Raw genomic sequence first — 25,665 nt, 5'->3', positions numbered from 1 at the left:
GCGAAAGCTTTTCGCTTTATATTCGAATCTGCCCTGACCACCGTTCTGGGCCGATTTGATCCGGAGATTGTCCCGATGGCGCAGGTTCCGCAATCGCTTCCTTCCCTGCCGCATGAAACCGTCGATCTGCTGGTGGTCGGCGGCGGCATCAACGGCGCCGGGATTGCCCGAGATGCAGCCGGGCGCGGTCTTTCGGTCTTGCTGATCGAACAGGACGATCTGGCCGCGCATACCTCGTCGGCCTCGACCAAGCTGATCCACGGCGGGTTGCGCTATCTGGAATATGGCGAGTTCCGGCTGGTGCGCGAGGCGTTGATCGAGCGTGAGCGGCTGCTGGCCATGGCCCCGCACATCATCTGGCCTCTGCGCTTCGTGTTGCCGCAGCTCAATTCCCCCCGTCCGGCATGGATGGTCCGGCTGGGCCTGTTTCTGTATGACCATCTTGGCGGGCGCAAGATCCTGCCCGCGACCGAAACCGTCGATTTGCGCCGCTCTTCGCTGGGTCAGGGGCTGAAGCCCGGCACGAGCAAGGCATTCATTTATTCGGATTGCTGGGTCGAGGACAGCCGACTGGTCGTGCTCAACGCGCTGGACGCGGCCGAGCGTGGCGCGCAGATCGCCGTGGGCACCCGGCTGGTCAGCGCCCGGCGCGACGGAGCGCTGTGGCGCGCCACGGTTGCAGACACCGCGGGCCAGCATGAAGTGACCGCGCGGGCGCTGGTCAATGCCGCCGGGCCATGGGTGGAGGACGTGCTGCAACGCACCGCCGCCGCCCGGCAGGATCGCGGCGTCCGCCTGATCAAGGGGAGCCATATCGTCGTGCCCCGGCTCTATGACGGCGACCACGCCTTTCTGTTGCAAAACCCCGACAAGCGGGTGGTATTCGCCATACCCTATGAAGGCCATTTCACGCTGGTCGGCACCACCGATGAGCCTTGGGTGGGCGCGCCCGGCCGCGCGACGATTTCGGAGGGCGAGACAAGCTATCTGATCGAGACGATCAACCGCTATTTCACGCGCGGCCTGACGCCGGACGATGTGGCGTGGAGCTATGCCGGGATTCGTCCGCTTTACGACGATCACGCCGCCAGCGCCTCGGCCGTGACACGCGATTACGTCCTCGATGTCGATGGCGATGTCGCGGCGGGCACGGCCCCGTTGCTCAGCGTGTTCGGCGGCAAGATCACCACGTATCGCAAGCTGGCCGAACATGCGCTGGAAAAGCTGGTACCGTTCTTCCCGTTGGCTCCGGGTGCCTGGACAGCGGGAGCGCCCTTGCCCGGTGGTGACATTCCGGGTGCGGATTTCGAGGCTTTCGTCGCCGAACTCTGCGCCGAACGCCCCGCGCTGCCGCACCCCTTGCTGTGGCGGCTGGCACGGGCCTATGGCACGCGGGTCGAGCAACTGCTTGGCACCGCGCGCACGGTTGCCGACCTTGGCCCAGACTTCGGCGGTGGGCTGACCGGGGCCGAAGTCGCCTACCTCGCCGCCCATGAATGGGCGCGCAGTGCCGATGACATCCTGTACCGCCGGTCGAAGCTCGGGCTGCACGTACCGCCGGGCACGGCGCAGGCGGTCGATGCGTGGTTGCGCGAACAAGGCGCCTGATGGCAGCGACTGGCAATTCCACAGCCCGGCGTGGAGCGATTCTGGAGCGGGTACGCAGCGAAGGCGAGGTTGACGTTGCCGCATTGGCCAGCGCTTTTGGTGTCACCCCGCAGACGATCCGGCGCGATCTCAACCATCTGGCCGACAAGGCGTTGCTTTCACGCCAGCATGGCGGGGCGGCACTTGGTTCGGGCATCGCCAATGCCCGCTACGATGCACGGCGGCAGATGGCCGCCGAGGCCAAGGCCCGCATCGGCGCGGCAGCAGCGGCGCTGGTGCCCGAAGGCGCGTCGCTGTTCCTCAACATCGGCACCACCACCGAAGCGGTCGCACGCCACCTGGCGCATCACGCACGGTTGCTGGTGGTGACCAACAACCTCAACGTCGTCGACATGCTCGCCGGGCGGCCGGGCATCCGCGTGATCGCGGTGGGCGGCGAGGTGCGCGCCTCGGACCGCGCGGTGGTGGGCGCCATGGCCACGCGCTTCCTCGACCAGTTTCGCCCGGATTTTGCCGTGATCGGGGCCTCGGGTTTGTCGCACGACGGCGACCTGCTCGACTTTGATGCCGAAGAAGTGCAGGTTTCGCGGACGATGATCTCGCATGCGCGGTCGGTCATGCTGGTTGCCGACAGCACAAAGTTCGGTCGCGCCGCGCCGGTACGGATCGCGGGGATGGACGATATCGACATCCTCGTCACCGATCGGATCACCGATGACACCATGCGCGAGCGATTGATGGCGCAGCGAGTCGCGCTGACCGAAACCGGGTGAGCGCTTGCAGAGGGGCACATCCTTCAATGACACAAAAAACCCTGTTATTGTTATAAAATTGCTATAAAGCGACACTTTTTGCGGAGACGTTTGCATGGATCGGTTCGTGCTTGCACCCCTCGTCGCGCGTGGCACCGTCGTTCGATGACCGCGCCAGCCCTCCCCCTGCCCGCCCCGTTCGCCACATTCCTGCCGCCGCTGCCGACTCGCTCTGCACTGCGCCACGCGATCACCGCCGCCACCCGGCGAAGCGAGCCCGACTGCATGGCCCCGCTGCTGGCCGAAGCGACGCTGCCGCCTGCCCTGCAAGCGCAAGTCCGCGCCACCGCGACAGCGCTGGTCGAAGGCTTGCGCGCCAAGCCTGGCCAATCGGGTGTCGCCGCGCTGATGCAAGAGTTCGCGCTGTCGAGCGAGGAAGGCGTCGCGCTGATGTGTCTTGCCGAGGCACTGCTGCGTATCCCCGACAACGCAACGCGTGATGCGCTGATCCGCGACAAGATCGGCGGCGGCGACTGGGCAGCGCATCTGGGCGGCGGCAACCATGGCTGGAGTCAGGGGCTGTTCGTCAATGCCGCCACCTGGGGACTGGTCATCGGCGGGCACATCGCGGCGCCGGGCGATCAACCGGGGCTGTGGGGCGCACTCCATCGCATCGTTGCGCGCTGTGGCGAACCGCTGGTCCGCGCCGGTGTGCATCAGGCGATCAGGCTGATGGGCGGCCAGTTCGTCACCGGCGAGACCATCGACGAGGCCCTGTCGCGCTCGCGCCCCGCCGAGGCGAAGGGTTTTGGCTATTCGTACGACATGCTGGGCGAAGCGGCGCTGACCGCCGCCGATGCCGACCGCTATCACCGCGCCTATATCGATGCGATCAACGCCATCGGCCGCGCCTCTGCCGGACGCGGCGTCATCGGCGGTCCCGGCGTCTCGATCAAGCTGTCGGCGCTGCACCCGCGCTATGCCCGCGCCCAGACCGAACGGGTGATGACCGAGTTGCTGCCGCGCGTTCAGGGCTTGTGCGAACTGGCCAAGCGCCACGACATCGGCCTGTCGATCGACGCCGAGGAAGCCGACCGGCTGGAACTGTCGCTCGACGTGTTCGAGGCGCTGGCGACCGATCCCGAGCTTGCCGGCTGGCAGGGTCTGGGGCTGGTGGTTCAGGCTTATGGCAAGCGCTGCCCGATGGTGCTCGATTGGGTGATCGACCTTGCCCGGCGCAGCAGACGGCGGATCATGCTAAGGCTGGTCAAGGGCGCCTATTGGGACGCCGAGATCAAGCGCGCGCAAGTGGAGGGGCTGACCGACTATCCGGTCTATACCCGCAAGGTTCACACCGATGTCGCATACATCGCCTGTGCGCGGCGGCTGCTCGCGGCGCGCGATGCAGTGTTCCCGCAGTTCGCGACGCACAATGCGCAGACGCTTGCCTCGATCTACCAGCTTGCCGGGCCGGACTTCACGCCCGGCGACTACGAATTCCAGTGCCTGCAAGGCATGGGCGAACCACTGTATGAACAAGTCGTCGGCCCGTTGCAGCGCCCCTGCCGCATCTACGCCCCGGTCGGCACGCACGAAACACTGCTGGCCTATCTGGTGCGGCGACTGCTTGAGAACGGGGCCAATTCCTCGTTCGTCAACCGGATCACCGATCCCGCCGTGCCGGTGGCCGAACTGGTCGCCGATCCGGTCGAGATCGCGGCGCCGTTTGCCGGGTCGGGGCATGATCGCATCCCCCTGCCCGGCGCGATCCTTGGCGCAAGGACCAACTCGGCGGGGGTCGACCTTGCCGACCAGACCGTGCTGGAAACGCTCGGCGCCGCGCTGATCGCCAGCACCGCACAGCGCCACCATGCCGGACATGCGGGCGACGGCAAGGCCGTGCGCAATCCGGCGCGGCTGACGGACATCGTCGGCACCGTGGCCGATGCCGCACCTGCCGCCATCGAGGACGCCGTTGCCCGTGCGGTCGGCGCTGCGCCGCTTTGGGCTGCGACGCCCGCGGCCGCCCGCGCCGAAGCCTTGCGCCGCGCCGCCGATGCGATGGAGGCGGCGATGCCCGACCTGATCGCGCTGGCCATCCGCGAGGCGGGCAAGAGCGCCGCCAACGCCGTATCCGAAGTGCGCGAGGCGATCGACTTTCTGCGCTATTACGCCGACGGCGCTGAGGCTTTGGACAGCGACGCCCTGCCGTTGGGCCCGGTCGCGTGCATATCGCCGTGGAACTTCCCGCTGGCGATCTTCACCGGTCAAGTGGCGGCGGCCCTGGCTGCGGGCAATGTCGTGTTAGCCAAACCGGCCGAGGAAACGCCGCTGATGGCCGCCGCTGCGGTCGAACTGCTGCGCAAGGCGGGGATCTCGCAAGACGTGCTGCAACTGTTGCCCGGCGACGGTCGGACAGGCGCGGCGCTGGTGGCGCATCCGGCGATCTGCGGGGTCATGTTCACCGGATCGACCGAAGTCGCGCGCGCGATCCAGCGCACGCTCTCCCGGCGGTTGAGCCCATGGGGCGCTCCGGTGCCGCTGATCGCCGAGACCGGCGGCCAGAACGTGATGATGGTGGATTCCTCCGCCCTGCCCGAACAAGTCGTGGTCGATGTGGTGACGTCGGCATTCGACAGTGCGGGCCAGCGCTGTTCAGCGCTGCGCGTGCTGGCGCTGCAGGACGACATCGCCGACAAGGTGATTACCATGCTGAAGGGCGCGATGGCCGAACTGGTCGTCGGCGATCCGGCCCGGTTGGCCACCGACATCGGACCGGTCATTACGGCTGAGGCGCAGGAGCGGATCGAGGCGCATGTTGCCGCGATGGCTGCGCGCGGCGCCACGGTACATCGCCTGCCACTTGGCCACGCCACACGCGATGGCACGTTTGTGGCCCCCACGCTGATCGAGATCGCGTCGCTGGATGAACTGAACGGCGAAGTGTTCGGGCCGGTGCTGCACGTGTTGCGCTGGCGCCGCGAGGATCGCGATGCACTGGTCGATGCGGTCAATTCTACCGGCTATGGCCTTACGTTCGGGTTGCACACCCGGCTTGACGAGACGGTGGCGCAAATCACCGCAAGGGTGCGGGCGGGCAACATCTACGTCAACCGCAACATGATCGGCGCGGTCGTGGGCGTGCAGCCATTCGGCGGCAGCGGCCTTTCGGGCACCGGGCCCAAGGCGGGCGGGCCGCTCTATCTGGCGCGGCTGGTGCGCAATGCCGACCCGGCGCTGCCCATGCTCGACGCGCCCGTCGAATTGCCGGGGCCGGTGGGCGAGAGCAACCGCTATGCGATCCATCCGCGCGGCACGGTGCTGCTGCTGCCCGAAACCGCGCAAGGGCTTGCCCGGCAACTGGCCGCCGTCCGCGTAACCGGCAATGCCCGCGTGGCCGTGGCCGCGCCCGAGCGGCTGGAGGCGCTGCGCATCGGCGACCATGCCGAACTGCGGGTAGTGACCGCGATTCCGGCAGACGAGCACTTTGCCGCAGCGCTGGTCGAGGCAGAGGGGCCCGCGCTGCTTGCCGCGCAACAGGCGATTGCCGCGCTGCCCGGGCCGATCGTGCCGGTGCTGACCGCACCCTGGCCGACGATGTTGCTCGTCGAGGAGCAGGTCACCTCGATCAACACCACCGCAGCGGGCGGGAACGCCAGTTTGATGGCGATGGCCTGATGGCGATGGCCTGATGGCGATGGTGCAAGCATAGCGGGTGGCACTTGGTGAGCCTTGACGTTCCCGCGTGCACACCCGACCTCACCTGCATCAAGGAGAGCGAACATGGTCGAAGCACGATGGAACGGCACGCTGATTGCCAGCAGCGACGACACAGTGGTGGTTGAGGGCAACCACTACTTCCCGGCAAGCGCGGTCGATCCAGCGCTGCTGCGGCCCAGCACCACGACCACGGTCTGTCCGTGGAAGGGCACTGCGCACTATTACACACTGAACGTGGCCGGCGCCGAAAACCGCGATGCTGCCTGGTACTATCCCGATCCGAAGCCCAAGGCGGACGCGATTCGGGATCGCATCGCGTTCTGGAAGGGCGTCACGGTCGGCTGATCCGCGCCTTGCGCTGATGCCCGTGCAACCCGGCCATCAGCGCACGTCGTGCGCGAACATCTGCAGCACCGCAGAGAAATAGTCGGTATCCAGCCCTGCCGGAGCCGAGGTGCCGGTTACCCGCGCGACGACCGCCTTGCCGCCGTTCGACAGCGGATAGTTGGCCGTCTCGCCGGTGTAGACGTCGATCCATGCCGGGATCTGCGCTTTGGTCTTGACCAGATCGCGCCAGTATTTGGTCGCACCTTCGACCAGATTGGCGCGCTTGGCCGCAACCGCATAGAGCGGCACGCGGATTGCATCATAGCCGAAGCGCGGGGGGTTGACCTTGGACGGTGCGATCATGTCGGGGCCGAGCAGCTCGACCCAGTCGCACGGCAGATCATAGGCGCCAAAGCGTGCCTGCCGCAGAATGTTGGCGCAGCTTTCGATCACCGGCTTCCAGGTGGAGGCACCATCGAGCTGGGCAAAGACATCCAGCGCGGGCCACACGAAATACGAGGGGTTGAGCAACAGCGTGTCGGGCCGCACGAAGCCTTCCAGCCCCGGCAGCAGCGCGTCGAAGCCATGGCGCTGGACCACCAGCTTGGTGCGGATCGCCTCGCGGATCGCAGCGGAACGCGCCAGATGCGCCGCATTGTTCCAGCGCTGACCGCCCTTGGCCAAACCCCATGCGATCAGCATGTCGCCGTCGGTGGCGTTGTTGATGTCGGCCACCGGCACCGCCGCCGAGGGGTCGAACTTCCACGAATGCAGCGCCACATCACCGCGCGCCAGATTGGCCTCGGTCCACTTGGCAATGGCCTCGAAACCGTCATGGTCGCCGTGGATCGCGGCGAGTATCAGGCCATAGCCCTGCCCTTCGCTATGGCTGATGCGGTTGTTGCCGGTATCGACGATGCGACCCGACTGATCGAGGAAGCGCGCACGGAAGGTCTTCCACAAGCCGGTGGGGGGCACGGAGCGGGCTTCCTTGGCTGGCGCGCACGAGGCCGGAGCGAAGCTTTGGGCAAGGGTAACGATGGCAGCAAGCGTAAATGATCGACGGTCAACGACCATGGCGCAACTCGATGACGTGACCATGCCATTCGGCGCTGGTCGTAAGGTTGGACTTGCTGCCCAACTGGCGGAACCAGTTGTCATAGGCACCGCGCACCATTGCCGCCAGGATCGGCCGCCACGGGCCATCCATCCCGGCCAGATCGCTGCGCGTGCTTTCATGGCGCACGACGATGGAATTGCCCTGCACGTTCATGCGCGCTTCGCCCAGACCTAGCTCCCGCCATAGTCCGTTGATCCGCACTTCCATGCCGGTCAGGTCCTGCACGTCGCCCAGCGGAAACATTTCGGCGACGCGGCGGCCGACTTGGGCAAAGAACCCGTCGACCTGATCGGGCGACGCGATCTCGCCTAGCTCCTCCGCGACCAGCGAGACGAGGACGAGCGAGCCCAGCGGGTGGTCGCTGCCCTGACCCATGGGCTGGGCAGCGGAGAAGACAGGTGCGTTCATGGCTTGGTCGATCCGAAGGACTGGCGAATACCGATGAGCGAGCGGAACTCGTCATAGCTGCCGAAGGAGTTGAAGCTCGCCTCGCCACCGATCTGCGTCGCTGCGCCGATCTTGTAATAGGCCGAAGCGTCTGCCGAAAGGGCAAATCCGGTCTTGCTGGCCGCATCGTAGCGCGACCGCACGTCGGAATTGGTGACCTTGAGGTTGTCGAGGTTGGCTTGAGCGACAGTCTGCTCGGCGGTCGGGTAGAGCAGCGTTTCCTTCTGGCTGTAGCTCTGGAAGCCCGGCGTCAGGCCGGCCTTGAGGTCAAGCGAGGTGGTGTTCAGGCTGTACTGGACCGGGAAGCTGACGCTGAAGAAGCTCTTCGGGCTGAAGTATCCGCCCTGCCCGAAGGTAAAGAAGTTCTGCTGGTTGCGATAAGTCTGGTAGTTGAGGTTGAACCCGGCGGTCAGGCTGGAGTGCTCACCACCGGTCAGGCGGGTATAGCCGCCGAGGTTGGCTTCGATACCGCGGTTGCGGCGGGTGTTCTCGTTACCGCGAAAGCCCTTGTACTGGACATCGCCGTACAGGCCGTTGCCCTTGCTGTCATAGCTGAAGCCGACGCCGCCCGACGTGCGCATCACCTGGCCCCAGGTCTGGCCGGTCACCGGATCGCGCGCACCGGCGTACGAGACGACCGTATCGGTCACCGGCTTGCGTTCGGCATAGGCGCGCAAGGTGGTGGTTTCCGACACCTTTGGCGTGATTTCGGCGTGGAAGGTGGCCCGCGTCTTGCCGAACCCGATCGGTGTGGTGCCCGCTTCAAGGTGCAGCAACTGGCTGTCGTAACCGATCGAAACGGCCACGCCCGACTTGTTCTGGTTGTCGGCGGCGACCAACGGCGACTTTTCCTTGTTGACGATCGAACGCGCCTCGATCGTGGCATTGGTGCCGAAACGCGCCAGCCCTGAACTGTTCGGCGTTCCTGCGTCGAGCATCACGCCCTCGCCCTTGATGTGCACGCGGCCACCCAGCAGGCCGGTCGAGAGCTTGGCGGTCGCCTTCATTTCCTGAAGCTGCGACAGGCCGACTTCACCCTTGCGGCTGCGGTAGCCGGTGAAGAATTCGGCTTGCGGGCCGCTCGCCTGGGTTTTCTGGCGGTCAAGTGCGGCAATATCGGACTGGATACGCGCCATTACCGGATCGCCCGAGGTGCCGCCGCCATAGCCATAGCCGCTGCCCACCGGCGGATAACCGGCGTTGGCCTGCTGGTCGGGCGCTTCGCGCACCGGCTGCGGCGCCGGGGCGCTGGCCCAGCCTTGTGGTGCCATGGCAACCACGCCGGGCACCTGAACCGACGAAGCGGCGGCGAAAGTCACGGGGGTGGCATCTGCGTAGATAGGCATGGCGGGCTCCGGATAGGCGCTGCTCACTGGTACGGCATCAGCCGAAGGCGACGGCAGGCGCGTGCCATTGCCCAGCGTGAAAGGATTGACCGCAGGCGCCTGTTGCGGCTGCATCTGGCGGGGTGCGGCCTGCGGCTGCACCGGACGATTGCGGAACGGGTTGGGGTCGACCGCCGCCCCGGGCACTGCGCCCGGACCGCCGTTCAGACCATTGGCGCCAAGCATCATCGGATCGGTGTTGGTGAACGGGTTGATCCCGTCGGCACCACCGGTTCCAGCCGAGGCCATCTGCTTGGCGTAAAGCTCGCGCGCTTCCTTGAGCAGGCGAACCGCTCCGCCCTTGTCACCGCGCGACTGGGCCACGCGGGCCAGCGCGAGACGGACGGTGTAGTCCTGCGGGAACACTTGCAGGGCGTTCGCCGTCGCCTTGGTCGACAGATCCTTGTCACCGGCCTGCTGCGCGGTTTCAGCAAGGCCGATCAGCGCATCGCGGTTACGCGAATCGCGTGCCAGCACAAGCTGATAGGTCTGCGCGGCGCGGGCGGGCATGTTGCCGCTTTGATACAGACGGCCCAACGCCTGAAGCACCTCGACGTTGTCGGGCGCGGCGGTCCAGGCGGTGCGCAGGATGTCGAAGGCCGGGGCGAACTGCCCGACCAGACGCATGCGATCGGCCTGAGAGACGGCGAGCCCGGCCTGGATCTTGGCGAGCGTGCGCTGTCCTTCCGGGGTGCTGCTGCCCAGCGCGGTCGCCTTTTGCAGGGCCGAGCGGGCAAGGTCGTCGCGGCCGGTCTTGGCCAGCACGCGGATCACCGCGTCATATCCGCCAAGATCAGAGATATCGCCGGTCAGCGCCTGCTGCGCCAGCGAGGAAGCCGATGCCGAATCGCCCAGATCGAACAGTGCTCCTGCGACCGCCGCCTTGCGCGCAGCGGGCAGCGAGCGCAGCGCACCGATCTGGCGCAGCGAGGCGATGGCGTCAGCCTTCTGGCCGGTGGCGGCCATCGCCTTGGCGCGTTCGATGGCGCTGTCGGTCTTGACCGAAATGGCCAGCGTGCGCATCGGCGGAGTGCGCGCGGCATCGGGGATGCGGTCGAGCAGAGCCTCGGCCGAGGCCGGACGGCCCATGTCGGTCGAGATCAAGGCAGCGGCATAGAGCGAGTCCGGATCGCTCGAACCGGTCAGCGAACTGAGCAGCGAGTCCGCCTCGATCGAACGACCGCGCCGAATCATGAAGCGCGCGAATTCATAGCGGATCCACGGATCGTTCTGGTCGATCAGCATTCCGTTCTGGAATTCCTGTTCGGCCGAAAGATCGTCGCCACGCGCCACCGCCGCCAGTGCCCGACCGCGCGCCGCGCGGCTCTGCAGACGCGATTCGTTGCCCGAGCCGGTTTCGCCTGCCTGCCGGTAAAGGTCGGCAGCATCGGCAAAGCGGCCTTGCCGTTCATAGATTTCGGCAAGCAGTTCGAGCGCCGGTTGCGAATCGGTATATCCCGAGCGCGCCGCCGCTTCGGCAAGCTGCTGGGCCTGATCGAGGTTGTTCTTGCTCAGTGCGTTGCGCGCATCTTCAAGCCCACCGAAAAAGCGGGCGGTCGCCAGCGCTTCGGTCCAGCGGTCCGCACCGGGGTAACGCGATGCCTTGATCAGATAGTCGCGCGCTTCGGCAAAGCGGCTCTGGCGCAGGCGGACGATGCCCAGCCCGCCCAGCGAATCGCCGTCGGCAGAGTTGCGGGCGATGGCGCGTTCGAACCGGTCGGACGCGGCATCCAGATCGCCGTCGTCGAGCGCGGCGAACCCGGCCTGGCGCGTCTCGCCCGACCGGTCGGCGCGCGGTGCGGGCCGTGAGGCGGCTGCACGAGCGCGCGGAGCAGGCGCGGCATCGTCGCGGGCAACGCGCGGTGCCGGCTGGCGCGGGGCAGCAAATGGTGCCGGGTCGGCAGCCGGTTCCGGAGCACGACGCGGCGCTTGTGCCGAAGGATCAAGCGCATGGGCGCGGCGCAGCGCCTCGTCGGCCAGATCGCCCCGGCCCTTGCTGCGCCAGTAGTTCGCCTGATCGATCAGCGCCTTGTAACCCGGCGCCTCGGCCGCAGCCACCGTCGGCAGCGCCGAGGCGATCAGTAGCGCCAGCGTAAGGGCCCGGCGGCGGGTGGAGGTCAGTGCAGTCATGATCAGTGGTCCTGCATGGCGGCGAGGCGCTTGGCGGCCTGGCGGCGGAACAAGAAGTAGATGGGGCGAGCGAGGGCAAGAGCGAGGATGACCGTGCCCAGTGCCATCAGCAGCGGACGCTGGCTGAACCAGTAGGCAATGCGCATCCAGATCGGCAGGCTACCGACCCAATATGTCGGGCCGACGGCAAAGCTCGACATACCGTCACCAGTGGCAACGGCCAGATCGCCCTGAACCTGTGCGTTGATCTTGGTGTCGGCCAGACCATCGACCAGCGCGGGCAGCGTGGCGGTGTCATCGGCCATCACCGCAACCACGGTGTGTTCGGTGCTGTAAGGCGAGCGGAAGCTGATGATCCCCGAAAAGCCGCTGGCAGGGTGAACCACACCCTCGACGTTCTGCGCCCCTTCACCGGCGTGCTTGCCGAACAGCGAGGTGATGTACTGCAACGGGCTGGTCTGGTTCACCTGCAGCACTTTGCCGTCGTAGCGAACCGGTGCGGTCGAGAACAAGTTCGAAGCCCCGGCGATGTTCGACCCGCCGATGATCAGGATGTCCTGCCCTTGCAGACGCTCGGCCTCGACCCGGTCAGTGACCGTGACGCCTGTGGCCGCAGCCCCGGTCGAGTCACCGAACCGTCCCATCAGGTTGAGGAACGCCTCGGTCGATGCCGGCGTCGGGTTGGAGACCATCAGCACGGTGGTCTCGCCAAGGTCGGGCCGGATCGTGAACGGGTAGCCCGAGCCTGCGAACGTGGCCAAATCGGGCAGTTCGATGGCGTGATAGGCATCGGTCAGGTCGATGGTCGAGTTGGGATCGACCGCGACCCGCACGTTGTCGGGCAGCGTGCCGGTGCAGCGCTTCTTGTCGGCCATGATCAGATTGTAGTCGAACGTCAGTTCGTTCTGACCGAACATGTCATAGCGCGGCAGCAGCAGCTTGGCGTTGGCATCGTGGCTGTTGGCGCCGGCCAGCCCGAAGATGTCCTCCCACCAGCCACCGGCCAGCGGGAACGTCTTGAGGTACTGGCCGTTGACCGAGATATCGAGCCGCGACGCGCGGCGATCGAGCCACTTGGCCACCGGATAGCGATAGCCGAGGTTCAACTGGCCACCCTGGCGCGGCCAGAAGAACAAGTCGGGCGCAACGCGAAAGCGCGCGCTCAGCGGCCCCGGCGGCAGGCCCAGACCCTGCAGCGCATAAGGCTCCATGATGTCGCCCAGCTTGACCGGCTTTGCGGTCGAGACCCAACGCGGTGCGCTGTAGCGCGGGTAGGCCGGGATGCGCACGCCGTCAAAGCTCATGCGCGATCCGCCGAACACGCCGCGCCCGGTGGCAATGGCAGCAGCAGCGGTGCGCAGTTCAGCGGCATCGCGCCCCATCACCACCAGCACCATGCCGTACGGATCACGCGGATTGCGCACGAGCGCTGCCGAGGGTCCAGTGACAGGAATGTCGAGTCCGGGGATCTCGCCCTGGCGCTTCATGAAAGCGATCGCATTGCCGGTTGGCAGCACGCCATAGCTCGGCTTGAAGGCAAAGCCGCGATAGCTGGCCATGCTGCCAAGCCACGAGGCCATGCTGGCCGCCGCCTGCAGGTCGGCCGGATGCGGTTGACCGGCAAAAACGAACGGCATCTTGAGCGTGGTGTTGATGCCCTTGTCGAAAAACGGGCTCGGCAGGTGCGACAGGTCGGGCGTCTGCGGCAGGGTCTGCAACTGCAGATCGAGCCACGAACGGGTGTTGCTGACGTTGGCCCACAGCACGCTGTGGAACGGATCTTCGCAATCGCGCGTATAGTGGCCGATCAGGCGCAGGTTGAGCTGGTTGTCGCCGGGCAGGAACAGCGCCGGATTGACCGGGATCTGCAGCACTTGCCCTGCGGCATCGGCCGGGCGCAGCGCATAAGTCTGAACGACCTCGCCGTTCACCAGCACGACCAACTGGCTGATGTCGGCCAGCAGCGCGGGCGACCAGGCAAGCTGCAGGCGCAAGTTGGCGCCAGTCACGACCTGATCCTTGCGCACGCCGAACGGGATGCTGATTTCGCCGCGCGTACCTTGCAGGCGGATGGCATCACGAATGCGCAAGTCCTTGAAGGTCATGCGTTCAAGATGCACGCCACCAGCCGATGAGGTCGTGCCGCTGGTCAGCGGCTGCGCGCGGACGGCCTGTGGCAGCGTGGCCAGAGCCAGCGGCGTCACCGCAAGGACGAAAGCTGCGGCCTTGGCCAGAGCCGCGGCAGCCTTGCCCGGACCGGACTTGGCGATCTCGATCGCGGGCTTGGCGGCTTCGGCCGTCTCTGCCTCGCGCGCGGCGACGGCGGCAGCGGCCTGTACCGCTTCGGCAGCGAGCATCTTCTGTTCGGCAAAGTTCAGGCGCAACACGCGCTTGAGGGTAACGAAATCGACCATGAGGATGTCCCTGAGCGAACGCAGCGTGCCGATGGCCGGCGGCGGGGCAGCCAATTGCCATGCGTCTGCCCGACCCATCACGGCGCGCACCAGATGGCGGGCGGCCAGATCGTCGAGCTGGAGGAAGCGGACAAACACCTTGCCCGGACTGGTGCGCACGACACTGACCGGGATGGCGAGGTTCTCGTCACCCATCGACAGGATCACGTCGGTTGCAGGCGCGCTGCCCGAAACCAGGCCGTCGGGCAGTTGGATCGCTGCACCACCCATCGAGATGTCGATGGTCTGGCCATAGACGACGTGACCCGATTCATAGTGGACGACCACGGGCAATTTGGCAGGCACGCGGATGTCCTTGCGCGCCTGCCGGGTTTCGCGTGCCACCGAGACGGCGGCCAGCAGGATGGCAAGGCTGAACAGGGCCCACGCGATGTTGAGCGACAGCGTATCGACCTGCACGTTGAACAAGTGCGGGTAGAACACGCGCTTGCCGATGCCCAGCGCGATGCCGAAGGCCAGCACGCCGATGGTCAGCAGGTGCGGCTTGACGATTTCCCAGTCGAAGAACGTCCGGTCGAGCAGGTCGCCCTTGTCGGTCACGTTGAACTTGCCCTTGCGCGGCTGGAACCAGGTGACGATCGTCGGCTTGGCCAGGTGGAAAGCCAGGATCGTCTCGTAGATTTCGCCCCAGAACGGCGCGCGCCAGCCGCCATGTGCCCGCTGGCTGGTGACTTGCGAGCAGTACAGATGCGGCATGGCATAAGCGAAGATCAGCGAGGCCGAGGCCTGGATGATGTTCTGGCCGAAGATCAGATAGGCCAGCGGGCTGGTCAGGAACACGATGCGCGGCAGCGGAAACTGGAAGTGCATCATCGCGTTGAGGTAGCAAAGCCGCTGCTGCCAGGTCAGGCCCTTGCCCATCAGCGGGTTGTCGATGCGCAGGATCTGCGTCATGCCGCGCGCCCAGCGAATGCGCTGGCCGACGTGCAGCACCAGCCGCTCGGTCGCGAGCCCTGCCGAAAGACGCGCGTCGAGATAGCCACTGGCCCAGCCCATGCGCTGCAGCTTGAGCGCGGTGTGCGCGTCCTCGGTGACGGTCTCACCGGCAAAGCCGTTGGTCATCATCAACGCGGTGCGGCGGATGACCGCGCACGATCCGCAGAAGAACGTGGCGTTCCACAGGTCGTTGCCGCCCTGCACCGGGTTGTAGAACAAGTCGCCCTCGCCCGGACGGTCGCGGGCGGGCGCCAGGTTGCGCTGCACCGGATCGGGCGAATAGAAGTAGTGCGGGGTCTGCAGAAGGGCCAGGTTCTGCTCGCGCTGGAACCAGCCGACAGTCAGTTGCAGAAACGCGCGGGTGGGCACGTGATCGCAGTCGAAGATGACGATCAGTTCGCCATCGGTCTTGTGCATCGCGGCGTTAAGGTTGCCCGCCTTGGCGTGCAGGTTGTTGTCGCGCGTGATGTAGCCGCAACCCGCCGACCGGGCAAAAGCGCGAAATTCAGCGCGACGTCCATCGTCGAGGATGTAGACGTTGAAGCGTTCGACCGGATAATCCTGATCCATCGCCGCGAACACCGTATTGCGCACGATGTCGAGGCTTTCGTTGTAGGTCGGGATGTAGATATCAACGGTCGGCCAGTTTTCAGGCGCACCCAGCGGTTCCACCACGGGGCGGTCGAGCGGCCAGCTGGTCTGCAGGAAGCCCAGCAGCAGGATCGCCCAAGCATACAACTCGGCCAAGTATAGCCCGGTACCGAGCAGGAACTCGGGGAACGTGCCGAACGACAGCGTTTCGGTCGTGCGCCAGAAGATGTAGCGGGTCGAGGCGATCACCGCCATCATGCCGATGGCCAGTTCTGCCTGACGCGACTTGCCACGCGCCAGCACCATCATGCCGATGATCGTGCCGATCGCCATCATCCACTGCGCCTTGAGGTCAAGCGGCACCCCGATCACGACGATGGCGATCAGCAGAACCGCGACGCCGGTCGCGTACTGGGCTAGCTTGGACCACAGATTGATCATGCGGCGCGGCTCACTCCTTGCCGGCCGGTCGTCTTGCGACTCCGGTCCTCGGCGGGCTTGACGGCAACAGCCGTCTCATCATTGGTCGCAAATGCGGCGCTCAGGCGCGGCACCAGATCATGGACCAGCGTCTGCACATCCTTGAGCGAGGCGCTCGAAGGGGCGTACTTGGCCAGCGGCTGGAGCATGGCGCCGGCTTCGATCACCGCTTCGTCGCGACGGATCGAACCGAGCAGGCGATCGCCCAGCAATTCGCGCAGGAACCCTGCCATGTGGCGGCAGAACCGGCGCGTATCGTCGGCCATGTTGATCAGGTAGAAGGTCCGATCGCTCGCTTCATCAAGCACATGCGGCAGCACGCTGAGCGATTCGGCAGTCGCCGACAGCACCCGGATGTCGAGCGCGGCATAGGGCAGCAGCATTGCGCGGGTCGCCTCGTCGGCGGTGGCAAGGTCGGCCACCACCACTTGTTCGCCGCTGAAGCGGATCTCGCCCGAAGCCAGCGCAGCAGCCAGATCGCCCTTTGCGGCAAACTGGGCGGCGGCGCGCAAGGTGACCCCCAGCGGGGCACTGTCCTCGAGCGGGTTGCCGTCGATCTGCGCAATCGGATGATCGAGCGGCAAACCGAAGTGCAGTGGCAGCGTGCCGTGGGCGGCAAAGTCGAGCGCGGTGGCCTCGCGCCCGGCCTGAGCAAAGGCGATCGCGATGTTGGCCGCAAGGAAAGTGGTGCCGACGCCGCCGCGCAGCCCCTGAACAACGATCAAGGCCATCAGAGTTCTCCCTCTTCGACGGCGTGCGACAGCCGTTCGAGCAGCGAGCGAATGTTGCGCTGGGGTTCGGGTGCGCTCGGCACCTTGTCGCTGGAAGCATACCGCGCGAACAGGTCGGGGCGCAGTTGCGCTTTGGCCGGCTGGATCAGCTCGCCGCCATGTTCGTGCAGACCCGCGTCATCGACATCGTTGTCGAGATCATCGGGCACCGATCCGAGCAGCCGGGAATCCCGCAGCACCGCCTCGAAGATCGGCCAGCTTTCCAGATCGGCAAAACGGTCGACGAACTCGCGATATTTGAAATCGCTCTTCCCCAGTCGGTCAAGCAGGGCCTTGGCATCAGCGCGCATCAGAATGATCCCTCAGGAATTGCCCCCTAAAAATTGCAGCGAATGGTTAACGAACCCTAACGAACGGGCCTTTCGCAGCGTTTTTATTGCTTGTGCATGCGATTACAGGGAACAGCCGGGTCATCTGACACCTGTCCGTGCATCAGCAAGGGCCATCAAACGCCCGATTTCCACTTTGCAGTGCAGCACCAAGCCCCCGACGCCCCAATGATTCTGCTTTTTCCGTAGTGTTATTCTCCGTGTTGCAATGCAAGAAAATAGCAGCCCGTTGGCAGGAACGCTGCTGCGGCGGTCACGCTGCCAAGGACGTCGCCGCAACGATGACGTGGCCCGGCTGCAAACCTTTGACGGGCATCGCTCCGCGGCAGAACGTGTCTTGCGGTGACGCACCACAGCGGACCGGACGGAGGTGATCGCTCGCGCTGACTGTCACCAAAACTTAACAACGCTGGCGGGCCGATGTGCTTTGCGCCTGTGGGCACCACAAGCTAAGGCGGGCGACATGACGCTACGCCCCGGCCCCCGCAACCTGATCACCGACGTTCCCGGCCTGTGTGTCGGCCATGCTTCAAGCGAGCCCGCGCAGACTGGCGTGACCGCGCTGGTATGCGACGGACTATGGACGGCAGCGGCCGACGTGCGCGGTGGCGGGCCCGGCCTGCGCGAGATCGAGGTCATGGCGCCTGAAAATTCAGTGCGCGGAATCAATGCCATAGCTTTGTCCGGCGGGTCCGTGTTCGGGCTTGGTGCGGCCGATGGCATGGTTAACGAACTCGCTGCTCGGGGCATCGGACTGACCGTAAGAACTGGCGAGCTGGTCGTGCCGATCGTGCCGGGTGCCGTACTCTATGACCTGAACAATGCAGGCGACAAGGACTGGGGTGACGAACCACCCTATCGTGCGCTTGGGCGTAAGGCGGTGGCGGCCGCGCTCGACAACGGGCCGGGCGCGCTGTTCGCACTCGGGTCGGTCGGTGCCGGGCGCGGCGCGATGGCGGGCACCGTCAAGGGCGGTCTTGGCAGCGCCTCGCTCGATCTGGGCGAAGGGCTCGTCGTCGGCGCGCTGGTTGCGGTCAACCCGGTCGGCTCGGTATTCCTGCCCGATGGCCGCACGTTTCTGGCCTGGCCCTATGAGATCGACGGCGAATTTGGCGGCATCCGCCCCACAGCGGACCTTGCGCCCGCCATCGCGCCCTTCCCGGATCAAAGCCGCCTGTCCGCTGCTGGCCGCGCCCAGCCCGGTTCAGCCACGACGCTGGCGGTGATCGCCTGCAACGCCCGGCTCGACAAGGCCGAGGCCAAGCGCCTTGCCATGATGGCGCAAGACGGGCTGGCGCGCGCGATCCGCCCGATCCACACGCCATTTGACGGCGACGTAGTGTTCGCTTTGGCCAGCGGCGAGGTTGAACTGACTGCTCAGCCTGACCGCAACTGGCAGCTTGCGCGGCTCGGTGCGGCGGCAGCGGATTGCCTTGCCCGCGCTATTGCGCGCGGGGTGTATCATGCGGCTGCAAGTGAAGCCGCCCCTGCTTCAGACTGAACACGCGGTCGGCCAGGCCGGCGATCATCGCCTGATCGTGCGTGACGAACAACAGCGCCAGCCCGTCATCGGCCAAGGCGGCCAGAAGATCCAGGATTCCGGCACGCACCGCTGCATCGAGCGCCGATGTAGCCTCGTCCAGCACCACCAGCGCCGGTTCGATGACCAGCGCGCGGGCGAGCGCAATCCGCTGGCGTTGACCGCCCGAAAACTGGTTGGGCAGCCGGTCCGCCGTGTCGGCCGGGAGGTTCACCCGCGCCAGCGCCGCGATGGCCCGGTCGCGCCGTTCGGCAGCGGACAAGCGCTCGTCCAGCAGATGGAGCGGCTCGGCCACGCTGCGCCAGACCGGCCAGCGCGGATCGAGACTGCCACCCGGATCCTGAAACACCGCCTGAACCTGCCGCCGTGCGGCTCGTAGAGCGGTTCCGCGGGCATGCAGCAGGTCGATGCCCTGCACCAGCGCCACCCCTTGCTGTGGCTGCTCCAGCCCCAGCACCAGCCGCAGCAACGTTGACTTGCCCTCGCCCGATCCACCGACCAGTCCGACGATCTCGCCCGCCGTCACGGTCAGGTCGATGCCGTCGAGCACCTTGTGCGAACCATAGCCGTGCGTCAGCCCGCGCACTTCGAGCACTGGCGTGGCGGCCGCGGGCGTGGTTGCAGGGTTGCGGATCGCCATGTGGCTGACATGCGCCAGTAGCGCGCGCGTGGCGGGCTGCTCCAGCACTTGCGGCAGGGGCCCGCTTTCCTTCAGCCGCCCACCTTGCAGCAAGGCGATGCGGTCGGCCACACCGCGCGCGAGCAGCAAGTCGTGCGTGATCAGCAACAGCGCCATGCCGCGCCCGCGCACCAGATCGACCAGCAGTGCCATGACTTGCGCCTGTGTCGCGGCATCGAGCGCGCTGGTCGGCTCGTCGGCTACCAGCAGGTCGGGCTGACAGGCCAGCGCCATCGCAATGCACACCCGCTGCCGCTGCCCGCCGGACAGTTCGTGGGGATAGCGTGATGGCGGTACGCGCGCTGGATCGAGCCCGGTTTCCGCCAGCAACCGCGCCGCTGCGGTGAGTGCAGCCGCGCCCGACAGCGGCTGGTGGATACGCACCGCTTCGGCCACTTGGGCGCCGATCGTCTGCAGCGGATTGAGCGCGGCCTGCGGATCCTGGAAGATCATCGCCAGCCGCCCGTTGCGCTCGACCCGGCCTTGGGTATGCGTGCCACGCGGCAGCAGGCCCAGCGCGGCCAGCGCGGCCGACGACTTGCCCGAGCCGGTCTCGCCGATCAGCGCCACGATCTCGCCCGCTTCCACCGCAAGATCGAGGTCGACCAGAGCAGTGTGCGCGCCATAGCGTACGCCAAACCCGCTGAATGCCAGAACGCTCACCGGCCACGCTCCCGCGACAGCCCGTCGCCAAGCAGCAGGAACCCCGACACGGCCAGCAGAATCGCAAGGCCCGGCACCAGCACCAGCCGGGGGGCGATGCCGATCAGCGTCTGCGCCTCAGCGAGCATGCGGCCCCAACTGGGCGCCGGTGGTTGCACCCCCAAGCCGACATAGCTCAACCCAGCTTCGGCCAAGAGCGCAAGCCCCGCCTGAATGCTGGCCTGCACCAGCACTTGCGGGGCGACGTTGGGCAGCACGTGCACCAGCGCGATCCGCACCCGGCCAAGCCCCGCGAGCCGCGCCGCGCTGACAAAGGCGCGCGTCCACACCACCAGCGCCGCGCCGCGCGTCACCCGCGCGAACACCGGCACGTTGAACAATGCGATGGCCAGCGCCGCATTGATCGCGCCGGGACCGAGCAACGCGGTCAGCAGTATCGCCATCAACAGCGCCGGGAACGCGAACAGCACGTCGGCCCCACGCATCAACACGTCGTCCAGCCAGCCGCGCGCCGCCGATGCGGCAAGGCCAAGCGGGACGCCGACCAGCAGCGCGGCTCCGGTGCCCAGCAGCGCCACACCAAGTGAGGTCGCAGCGCCCGCCATGACCAACGACAGCACATCGCGGCCCAATTGGTCTGTACCCAACCAGTGCGCGCCAGAGGGCCCTTGCAAGCGGGCGGCAATGTCCACCGCCGCCACGCGCCAAGGCGTCCAAACTTGCGCCAGCAGCCCTGCCAGCGTGAACAGCGCAGTGATCGCGGCGCCGATGCGGAATGCGACAGAAGTGCGGCTCATGCCCCGGCGCTCCCGCTCGTCCGACGCAATCGTGGATCAAGCAACGCCTGTGCCAGATCGACGGCAAAGCTCGACAGGACCGTCGCACCCGCCGCCAGCAACACCACCGCCTGCACCGTCACCAGATCGCGCTGGCCAATCGCCTGCAGCGCCAGTCGGCCTAGCCCCGGTAGCGTGAACACTTCCTCCACCAAAGCGCTTCCGGCCAGCAGGAAAGGCACTTGCAGGCCAAGAATGGCAAGGATCGGTGCCGCTGCATTGGGCAGCGCATGGACCAGCAGCAGCCGCGCCTCACCCACGCCCTTGGCGCGGGCGGTGCGGATGAAGTCCTGCTGCAACACGCCGATCAGGCTGGCGCGGGCCACGCGCGCAAGGATCGCGGCTTGCGGCAGGGCCAGCGCGAGAACCGGCAGCGCCAGAGCGCGCAGAACCGGCCCTGGGCCCGCCTCAACCCCCGGAAAGCCGCCCGCCGGGAACCAGCGCAACGTCACGGCAAAGACCAGCACCAGCAACACACCCAACCAGAAGTCGGGCAATGCGATGCCCAGCCGGGTCAGCGGGTCGATCACGCGGTCGGACAATCCTCCCGGTCGCCGCGCCGCCAGAATACCGGCCGGAATGCCGAGTGCGATGGACAGCAGCGTCGCCAGCAGCGCTAGTGGCACGGTCACCGCCAGCCGTTCGGCCACCAAGCCCGCGACCGGTACGCGGTAGGTATAGCTTAGCCCGAAATCCCCGTGCAGCGCTCCGCCGATCCAGCGCACGTATCGAGTCAAGGCGTTGCCATCCAACCCTAGTTCGGCGTGCAGGGCCGCAACCGCCTGAGGCGTGGCGTTTATGCCCAGCATGGTAGCGGCAGGATCACCCGGTGCCACTTGCACGAGCGCAAAGATCAGGCCGCTGGCCGCCAGCAATGTCAGCCCCAGCACGCCCAGTCGGCGGAACAGCCAGCCCGTCCCCAGCTGCCATCCGGCTAGGCCAAGCACCAGCGCGCCCAGCACAATCGCAATCCACCCGCCGAGCCGCCCTGCCCCACCACCACCGCCAGACAGCGCAACGCTCTGTCCGTCATCGCTGAAATGGACATCGGCCCACTCGATCGTCTGGGTCGGCGCATTGCGCCAGACCCCCGCCAAAGCGCGATCCTGCACCGCCAGATGGGGAAACTGGTACAGGAAGCCGTTGACCGCATCATCGGCCAGCCGCCGCTGGATGTCGCCCAGCAGCCGATGGCGTTCAAGCGGATCGGTCGTAGCCTTCAACTGCTGCATCAAACGATGAAAGTCCGGGCTGTCGTAACCGAAATAGTAGTCCGACCGATCATAGATGTCGTAGTCATAGGGTTCGGCATGCGCGATCACCGTAAGATCGTAGTGATGGCGGGTGAACACCTCGTCCAGCCATGTCGCCCATTCGACATTGCGGATCGTCACCGTTACGCCCGCCGCCTGCAACTGCGCCGCCACGATCTCGCCCACGCGGCGGGCGTAGGCGGGCGGTGGCAGCTTGAGCGTGAGCGCGATGCCGTGCGGATAGCCTGCTTGCGCCAACAGCTTGCGCGCGAGCGCCGGATCGAACGGATAACGCTGCGTCAGATCAACATAATCGGGGCTTTGCGGGGGGAAATGGCTGCCGATCGGAGTGCCATACCCGTACATTGCGCCGTCGATCAGCGCGCGGCGATCGATCGCGTGGGCCAGCGCCTGACGCACCGCGCGGTTGGAAAGCGGCCCCTCGCGCTCGTTCATCGCCAGAATGACCTCGCCCTCGCTCGGCGCGGTCAACACTTGCAGGCGCGGGTCGGCGGCAAGGGTGCGCAGCGTTTCGGGTGCCGGAAACTCGGGATAGAGGTCGATCGCGCCCGACTTGATCGCGGCATAGGCAGCGGTCGGGTCGCCGATGTAGCGCAGCTCGATCCGCGCCATCCGTGCCGGACGCCCCCAATAAGTCGGATTGCGCAACAGCGTGATGCCCTCACCCCGCCGCCAGCCATCCAGGCGGAATGGCCCCGTGCCGACCGGCTGCTGCCCAAGCGTTGCCACAGCACGTGCCGGAACGATCGCGGCATCGGCCTGTGCCAGCACGATCAGGAATTCGCTGTCGGGAGCGGACAGCGTCACTTGCACGTGCAACGGATCGAGCGCGCGGGCGGCCACGACCTCACGCAGCGTGGCAGCGTGAATGTTGAGCGAGCCGGGCGCCGCAGCGCGCTGGAATCCAGCCACCACGTCGGCAGCGGTCAGCCGCGAACCATCGTGAAACCGCACATTGGGGCGCAACGTGAAGTCATAGGTCCGGCCATCGGGCGAAACACTCCACCGCGTGGCAAGCCACGGATGCAGCGTGCCATCGGTCGCCACCCGCACCAGCGCTTCATAGATCGAGCCGAACGTTGCCTCGCCGATCGCGGCAGAGGCGCCTTGCGTGGGATCGAGGTGCGGCGGTTCAAGCTGCATGCCCACGCGCAGAACATCGCGCGCCTGTGCGGTAGAAACAATCCCCCCGAACAACAGCGCAAACACGGCGCAAACTGCCAGCAACAGCCAGCGTAAATGCAACCTGACGGCCGTCATGCCAGCCGGGCGCGCGCCACTGCTGCCTGAACCGGCAGGTCCAGCGCATCATAGACTTGCGCCAGAGCGGTGTTGATCGGCACCCCATCGGGATCGGATGCGCGCCGCACTTCCAGCGCCTGTTGCGCCGCAGCCCAATCGCCGCTGCGTACCAGCGCATCGACGCGCAGCACGTCGAACAAGTCGCGCTGGGCGTGACTGCCGCCCAGATGGGCAAGCCGCGGGACCGCTTCCGACAGCAACGGCACGGCGGCGGCGAACGCTCCGCGCGCATGGTGCAACAGCCCTTGCGACAAGGGCAGCGCGGCCAGACGCCACACGCCGCCGGGCGCATCCTGCTCCGCCCGCTGCGCGATGGCTTCGAGCAGTGCATCTGCCTCGCCCCGTCCGGCGCGGGCAAGGCCATAGAGGTATTGCACCGACAGGAACGGCAGCAGAGTATCGGCGCTGCGTGCGGCCAGATGAGCGGCCAGATCGCTCCAGCGCGAGCCAACATCGATGCCAGCCGCCTCAAGCCGGGCAAGCAGCGAGACCGCCCCCACCTGATCCTGCGAATAGCTGCGGTCGTGCGCCCAGACGTGATCGTCATAGAGCCCGAGCGCAGCGGCATTGCGCCCCTTGCTGAGATAGAACAGCGCAAGGTGCCACCACAAGTGCGTGACCATGAAACTGTTGAGCCCGACCCAACCCGGCGCCCACGCCTCAAGCGCTGACAGCCCGGTATCGATGCTGCCCCGCGTCAGCCAGACATGGGCCAGCGCGTGCTGCGCCCAGGGATCGTCGGGCACGATGGCAAGGCCGCTCTGTGCGGCGGCCTGCGCCTCATCCAGCAAGTGCAGTTGCTCGTAAGCAAAGGCCAGCATCCCGCCGAGGTAGGGCAGATCGCCAGCGCGCTCTTGAACGGCCAGGGCCGGGCGCAGCATCGCGGCAAATTCGCCCCGGTTGAACAGGTGGTATTGCAGCAGCTTCAGCGCGCCAAGGTCGGTCGGATGATCGGCCAAGATGGCTTCGAGCGCGGCAATGGTGGCGTCGATGTCACCCGCGATCCAGTCGCGCAGCACCTCGATCCAGCGCAATTCGCGCGCGTTCGCGCTTGCCGATGCAGCCTGCGCCGTGTGGAGATAGGGCAGAGCAGTGGCTTCGGCCCCGGTGGTTTCGGCCAGCAGATGCAACACGCCGACATAGACCTGCACCAGTGCCGGAGCGCCGGGATGCGCGGCCGAAAGGATGTTGGCGATGCGGGTCTGATACGAGATCAACCCGCCGACAAAGTCGTCGATGGCCGCCAATGCCGCCGGATCATCGGTCGAAACGTCATTGCCGAGGAAATCGGTGCTCACCGATGCGCGTCCAGAAACGCCAATGCATCCGCCGCCGACTTGGCCGGTATTTCCCATTGTGGCAGGTGGCCAACCTTGGGGTAGATCACCAGTTTCGAGCCGGGAATGGCGGCGTGGAACTTGTGCGCGGCGCCGACCGCGATCAACTGGTCGTCCTCGCCCCACAGGATCAGCGTGGGCACCTTGATCGCTTCAAGCGCCTCCTTGCTCGCCGCGACCGATCCGGGCCGCGCCGACATCAGTATCGGACGATGGCCGGGGAAACGCTGCAGATCGGCCCAGCGGTCGATGAACGCTTCGGTCAGCACCGACTGGTCGACAACGTCCTTCTTCAAGCCTTCGCGGATCAGCGGCTTGTTGTCGATCGAGGCAAGCAGATCGCGACCCAGCTTGTACTGCATCAGACGGAAGGCCAGCGGCGGCTTCTGCAACTGCTCGCTCGGCCAGCCAGCCGCATCGACAAGGATCAGCGCACCGATCCGCTGCGGGTGTTGCGCCGCCCAGTTCCAGGCGATCGCACCACCCATCGAATTGCCCGCGACGGCCACGCTGCCAAGATCAAGTTTGGTCGCCAACCGCTCGACAACATCGACAAAGCTGTCGGGCGAGGCGACGAACCCCGCAGGCGCCGCGGTGAGCCCGTGACCCGGCAGATCGACCGCAATCACGCGATAGGCACCGTCCTGTCCCTTCGCATCCTGACCCTTGCCGCCAAGCGCATCGGCCCAGCCGTCCCATGAAAAGGCATTGTCGCCAAATCCGTGGAGCAGCAGGACCGGGCGCCCCGCAGGGTTTCCGGTCTGCAGCGTGTGAACCACCAGCCCGCCGCCGAGATCGACGTATTGCGAGCTGGTGCGTCCATACTTGGCCTTCAGCGTTTCGGCTGAAAGATCGGGTGCGCGCAACGTCAGCCACGCTCCTAGGGCCAGCACCAACGGTGCGGCGATCAGGCCCCCGGCCCAGGCAAACTTACGCAATGTCCC

Annotated in this window: 16 protein-coding genes; 5 read left to right on the top strand and 11 right to left on the bottom strand. The window is 66.5% G+C overall.

Annotated features, from left to right (window positions below; all coding sequences use genetic code 11):
* Nucleotides 1-75 precede the first annotated feature (75 nt).
* From LDN95_RS09125 to LDN95_RS09110, 4 genes are all read left to right on the top strand, one after another.
* Nucleotides 76-1,608 carry a glycerol-3-phosphate dehydrogenase gene (locus LDN95_RS09125; RefSeq protein WP_226017356.1) on the top strand — a complete coding sequence of 511 codons (1,533 nt, stop codon included), beginning with the start codon at nt 76-78 and terminating at the stop codon, nt 1,606-1,608.
* A complete protein-coding gene (locus LDN95_RS09120) occupies nt 1,608-2,381 on the top strand; it encodes a DeoR/GlpR family DNA-binding transcription regulator (RefSeq protein WP_226017355.1) in 774 nt (257 codons plus the stop codon). Before LDN95_RS09125 ends, LDN95_RS09120 begins: the two co-directional genes overlap by 1 nt.
* Nucleotides 2,382-2,525: 144 nt before the next feature.
* On the top strand, nt 2,526-6,038 hold the full coding sequence (gene putA, locus LDN95_RS09115; protein WP_226017354.1) for a bifunctional proline dehydrogenase/L-glutamate gamma-semialdehyde dehydrogenase PutA: 3,513 nt from the start codon (nt 2,526-2,528) through the stop codon (nt 6,036-6,038).
* A gap of 105 nt (nt 6,039-6,143) precedes the next feature.
* A complete protein-coding gene (locus LDN95_RS09110) occupies nt 6,144-6,425 on the top strand; it encodes a DUF427 domain-containing protein (RefSeq protein ID WP_226017353.1) in 282 nt (93 codons plus the stop codon).
* Between the two features lie 36 nt (nt 6,426-6,461).
* Here LDN95_RS09110 and LDN95_RS09105 read toward each other — a convergent pair whose 3' ends face one another.
* Genes LDN95_RS09105 through LDN95_RS09080 form a run of 6 tightly spaced genes read right to left on the bottom strand, consistent with a single transcriptional unit; the run spans nt 6,462 to nt 17,051 of the window.
* Complete coding sequence (locus tag LDN95_RS09105) at nt 6,462-7,484, bottom strand: glycosyl hydrolase family 8 (protein WP_226017352.1); 1,023 nt, start codon at nt 7,482-7,484, stop codon at nt 6,462-6,464.
* On the bottom strand, nt 7,474-7,935 hold the full coding sequence (locus tag LDN95_RS09100; RefSeq protein WP_226017351.1) for a hypothetical protein: 462 nt from the start codon (nt 7,933-7,935) through the stop codon (nt 7,474-7,476). Before LDN95_RS09100 ends, LDN95_RS09105 begins: the two co-directional genes overlap by 11 nt.
* Entirely contained in the window at nt 7,932-11,489 is a 3,558-nt protein-coding gene (locus LDN95_RS09095) for a cellulose synthase subunit BcsC-related outer membrane protein (protein WP_226017350.1), read from the bottom strand. The genes LDN95_RS09100 and LDN95_RS09095 overlap by 4 nt, the downstream gene beginning before the upstream one ends.
* 2 nt (nt 11,490-11,491) lie before the next feature.
* Nucleotides 11,492-15,931: a UDP-forming cellulose synthase catalytic subunit gene (gene bcsA, locus LDN95_RS09090; RefSeq protein WP_226017349.1), complete on the bottom strand. Its 4,440-nt coding sequence runs from the start codon at nt 15,929-15,931 to the stop codon at nt 11,492-11,494.
* Nucleotides 15,928-16,701, bottom strand: coding sequence for a cellulose synthase operon protein YhjQ/BcsQ (locus LDN95_RS09085; RefSeq protein WP_226017348.1), 774 nt, complete (start codon nt 16,699-16,701; stop codon nt 15,928-15,930). The genes bcsA and LDN95_RS09085 overlap by 4 nt, the downstream gene beginning before the upstream one ends.
* Nucleotides 16,701-17,051: a hypothetical protein gene (locus LDN95_RS09080; RefSeq protein ID WP_226017347.1), complete on the bottom strand. Its 351-nt coding sequence runs from the start codon at nt 17,049-17,051 to the stop codon at nt 16,701-16,703. The genes LDN95_RS09085 and LDN95_RS09080 overlap by 1 nt, the downstream gene beginning before the upstream one ends.
* Before the next feature lie 502 nt (nt 17,052-17,553).
* Between LDN95_RS09080 and LDN95_RS09075 the strand changes: the two genes are divergently transcribed.
* Nucleotides 17,554-18,591: a P1 family peptidase gene (locus LDN95_RS09075; RefSeq protein WP_226017346.1), complete on the top strand. Its 1,038-nt coding sequence runs from the start codon at nt 17,554-17,556 to the stop codon at nt 18,589-18,591.
* On the opposite strand, the gene LDN95_RS09070 is transcribed toward LDN95_RS09075, so the two are convergent.
* The 5 genes from LDN95_RS09070 to LDN95_RS09050 are packed head-to-tail and all read right to left on the bottom strand — an operon-like array spanning nt 18,533 to nt 25,659.
* The gene (locus LDN95_RS09070; RefSeq protein ID WP_226017345.1) at nt 18,533-19,972 is read right to left on the bottom strand and encodes an ATP-binding cassette domain-containing protein; all 1,440 of its coding nucleotides are present in this window, start codon (nt 19,970-19,972) and stop codon (nt 18,533-18,535) included. The genes LDN95_RS09075 and LDN95_RS09070 overlap by 59 nt on opposite strands.
* Nucleotides 19,969-20,769, bottom strand: coding sequence for an ABC transporter permease (locus LDN95_RS09065; protein WP_226017344.1), 801 nt, complete (start codon nt 20,767-20,769; stop codon nt 19,969-19,971). The genes LDN95_RS09070 and LDN95_RS09065 overlap by 4 nt, the downstream gene beginning before the upstream one ends.
* Nucleotides 20,766-23,291, bottom strand: coding sequence for an ABC transporter substrate-binding protein (locus LDN95_RS09060; RefSeq protein WP_226017343.1), 2,526 nt, complete (start codon nt 23,289-23,291; stop codon nt 20,766-20,768). The genes LDN95_RS09065 and LDN95_RS09060 overlap by 4 nt, the downstream gene beginning before the upstream one ends.
* 47 nt (nt 23,292-23,338) lie before the next feature.
* Nucleotides 23,339-24,682, bottom strand: a complete 1,344-nt coding sequence (locus LDN95_RS09055; RefSeq protein ID WP_226017342.1) for a tetratricopeptide repeat protein — start codon at nt 24,680-24,682, stop codon at nt 23,339-23,341.
* Nucleotides 24,679-25,659 (bottom strand): alpha/beta fold hydrolase, encoded by a 981-nt coding sequence (locus tag LDN95_RS09050; RefSeq protein WP_226017341.1) that lies wholly within the window; start codon nt 25,657-25,659, stop codon nt 24,679-24,681. Before LDN95_RS09050 ends, LDN95_RS09055 begins: the two co-directional genes overlap by 4 nt.
* Between the last annotated feature and the right edge of the window lie 6 nt (nt 25,660-25,665).

Origin of the sequence: Novosphingobium sp. FKTRR1 (genome assembly GCF_020404405.1) — a bacterium.
Classification (GTDB): Bacteria; Pseudomonadota; Alphaproteobacteria; order Sphingomonadales; family Sphingomonadaceae; genus Novosphingobium.
The sequence above is the reverse complement of the archived record's forward strand: the minus strand, read 5'-3'. Positions and strand labels throughout refer to the sequence as shown.

Excerpts from the sequence above, each read along its gene's own strand:
- LDN95_RS09125 (WP_226017356.1), top strand. The coding sequence starts at position 76 with ATGGCGCAGGTTCCGCAATCGCTTCCTTCCCTGCCGCATGAAACCGTC.
- LDN95_RS09120 (WP_226017355.1), top strand. The coding sequence starts at position 1,608 with ATGGCAGCGACTGGCAATTCCACAGCCCGGCGTGGAGCGATTCTGGAG.
- putA (WP_226017354.1), top strand. The coding sequence starts at position 2,526 with ATGACCGCGCCAGCCCTCCCCCTGCCCGCCCCGTTCGCCACATTCCTG.
- LDN95_RS09110 (WP_226017353.1), top strand. The coding sequence starts at position 6,144 with ATGGTCGAAGCACGATGGAACGGCACGCTGATTGCCAGCAGCGACGAC.
- LDN95_RS09105 (WP_226017352.1), bottom strand. The coding sequence starts at position 7,484 with ATGGTCGTTGACCGTCGATCATTTACGCTTGCTGCCATCGTTACCCTT.
- LDN95_RS09100 (WP_226017351.1), bottom strand. The coding sequence starts at position 7,935 with ATGAACGCACCTGTCTTCTCCGCTGCCCAGCCCATGGGTCAGGGCAGC.
- LDN95_RS09095 (WP_226017350.1), bottom strand. The coding sequence starts at position 11,489 with ATGACTGCACTGACCTCCACCCGCCGCCGGGCCCTTACGCTGGCGCTA.
- bcsA (WP_226017349.1), bottom strand. The coding sequence starts at position 15,931 with ATGATCAATCTGTGGTCCAAGCTAGCCCAGTACGCGACCGGCGTCGCG.
- LDN95_RS09085 (WP_226017348.1), bottom strand. The coding sequence starts at position 16,701 with ATGGCCTTGATCGTTGTTCAGGGGCTGCGCGGCGGCGTCGGCACCACT.
- LDN95_RS09080 (WP_226017347.1), bottom strand. The coding sequence starts at position 17,051 with ATGCGCGCTGATGCCAAGGCCCTGCTTGACCGACTGGGGAAGAGCGAT.
- LDN95_RS09075 (WP_226017346.1), top strand. The coding sequence starts at position 17,554 with ATGACGCTACGCCCCGGCCCCCGCAACCTGATCACCGACGTTCCCGGC.
- LDN95_RS09065 (WP_226017344.1), bottom strand. The coding sequence starts at position 20,769 with ATGAGCCGCACTTCTGTCGCATTCCGCATCGGCGCCGCGATCACTGCG.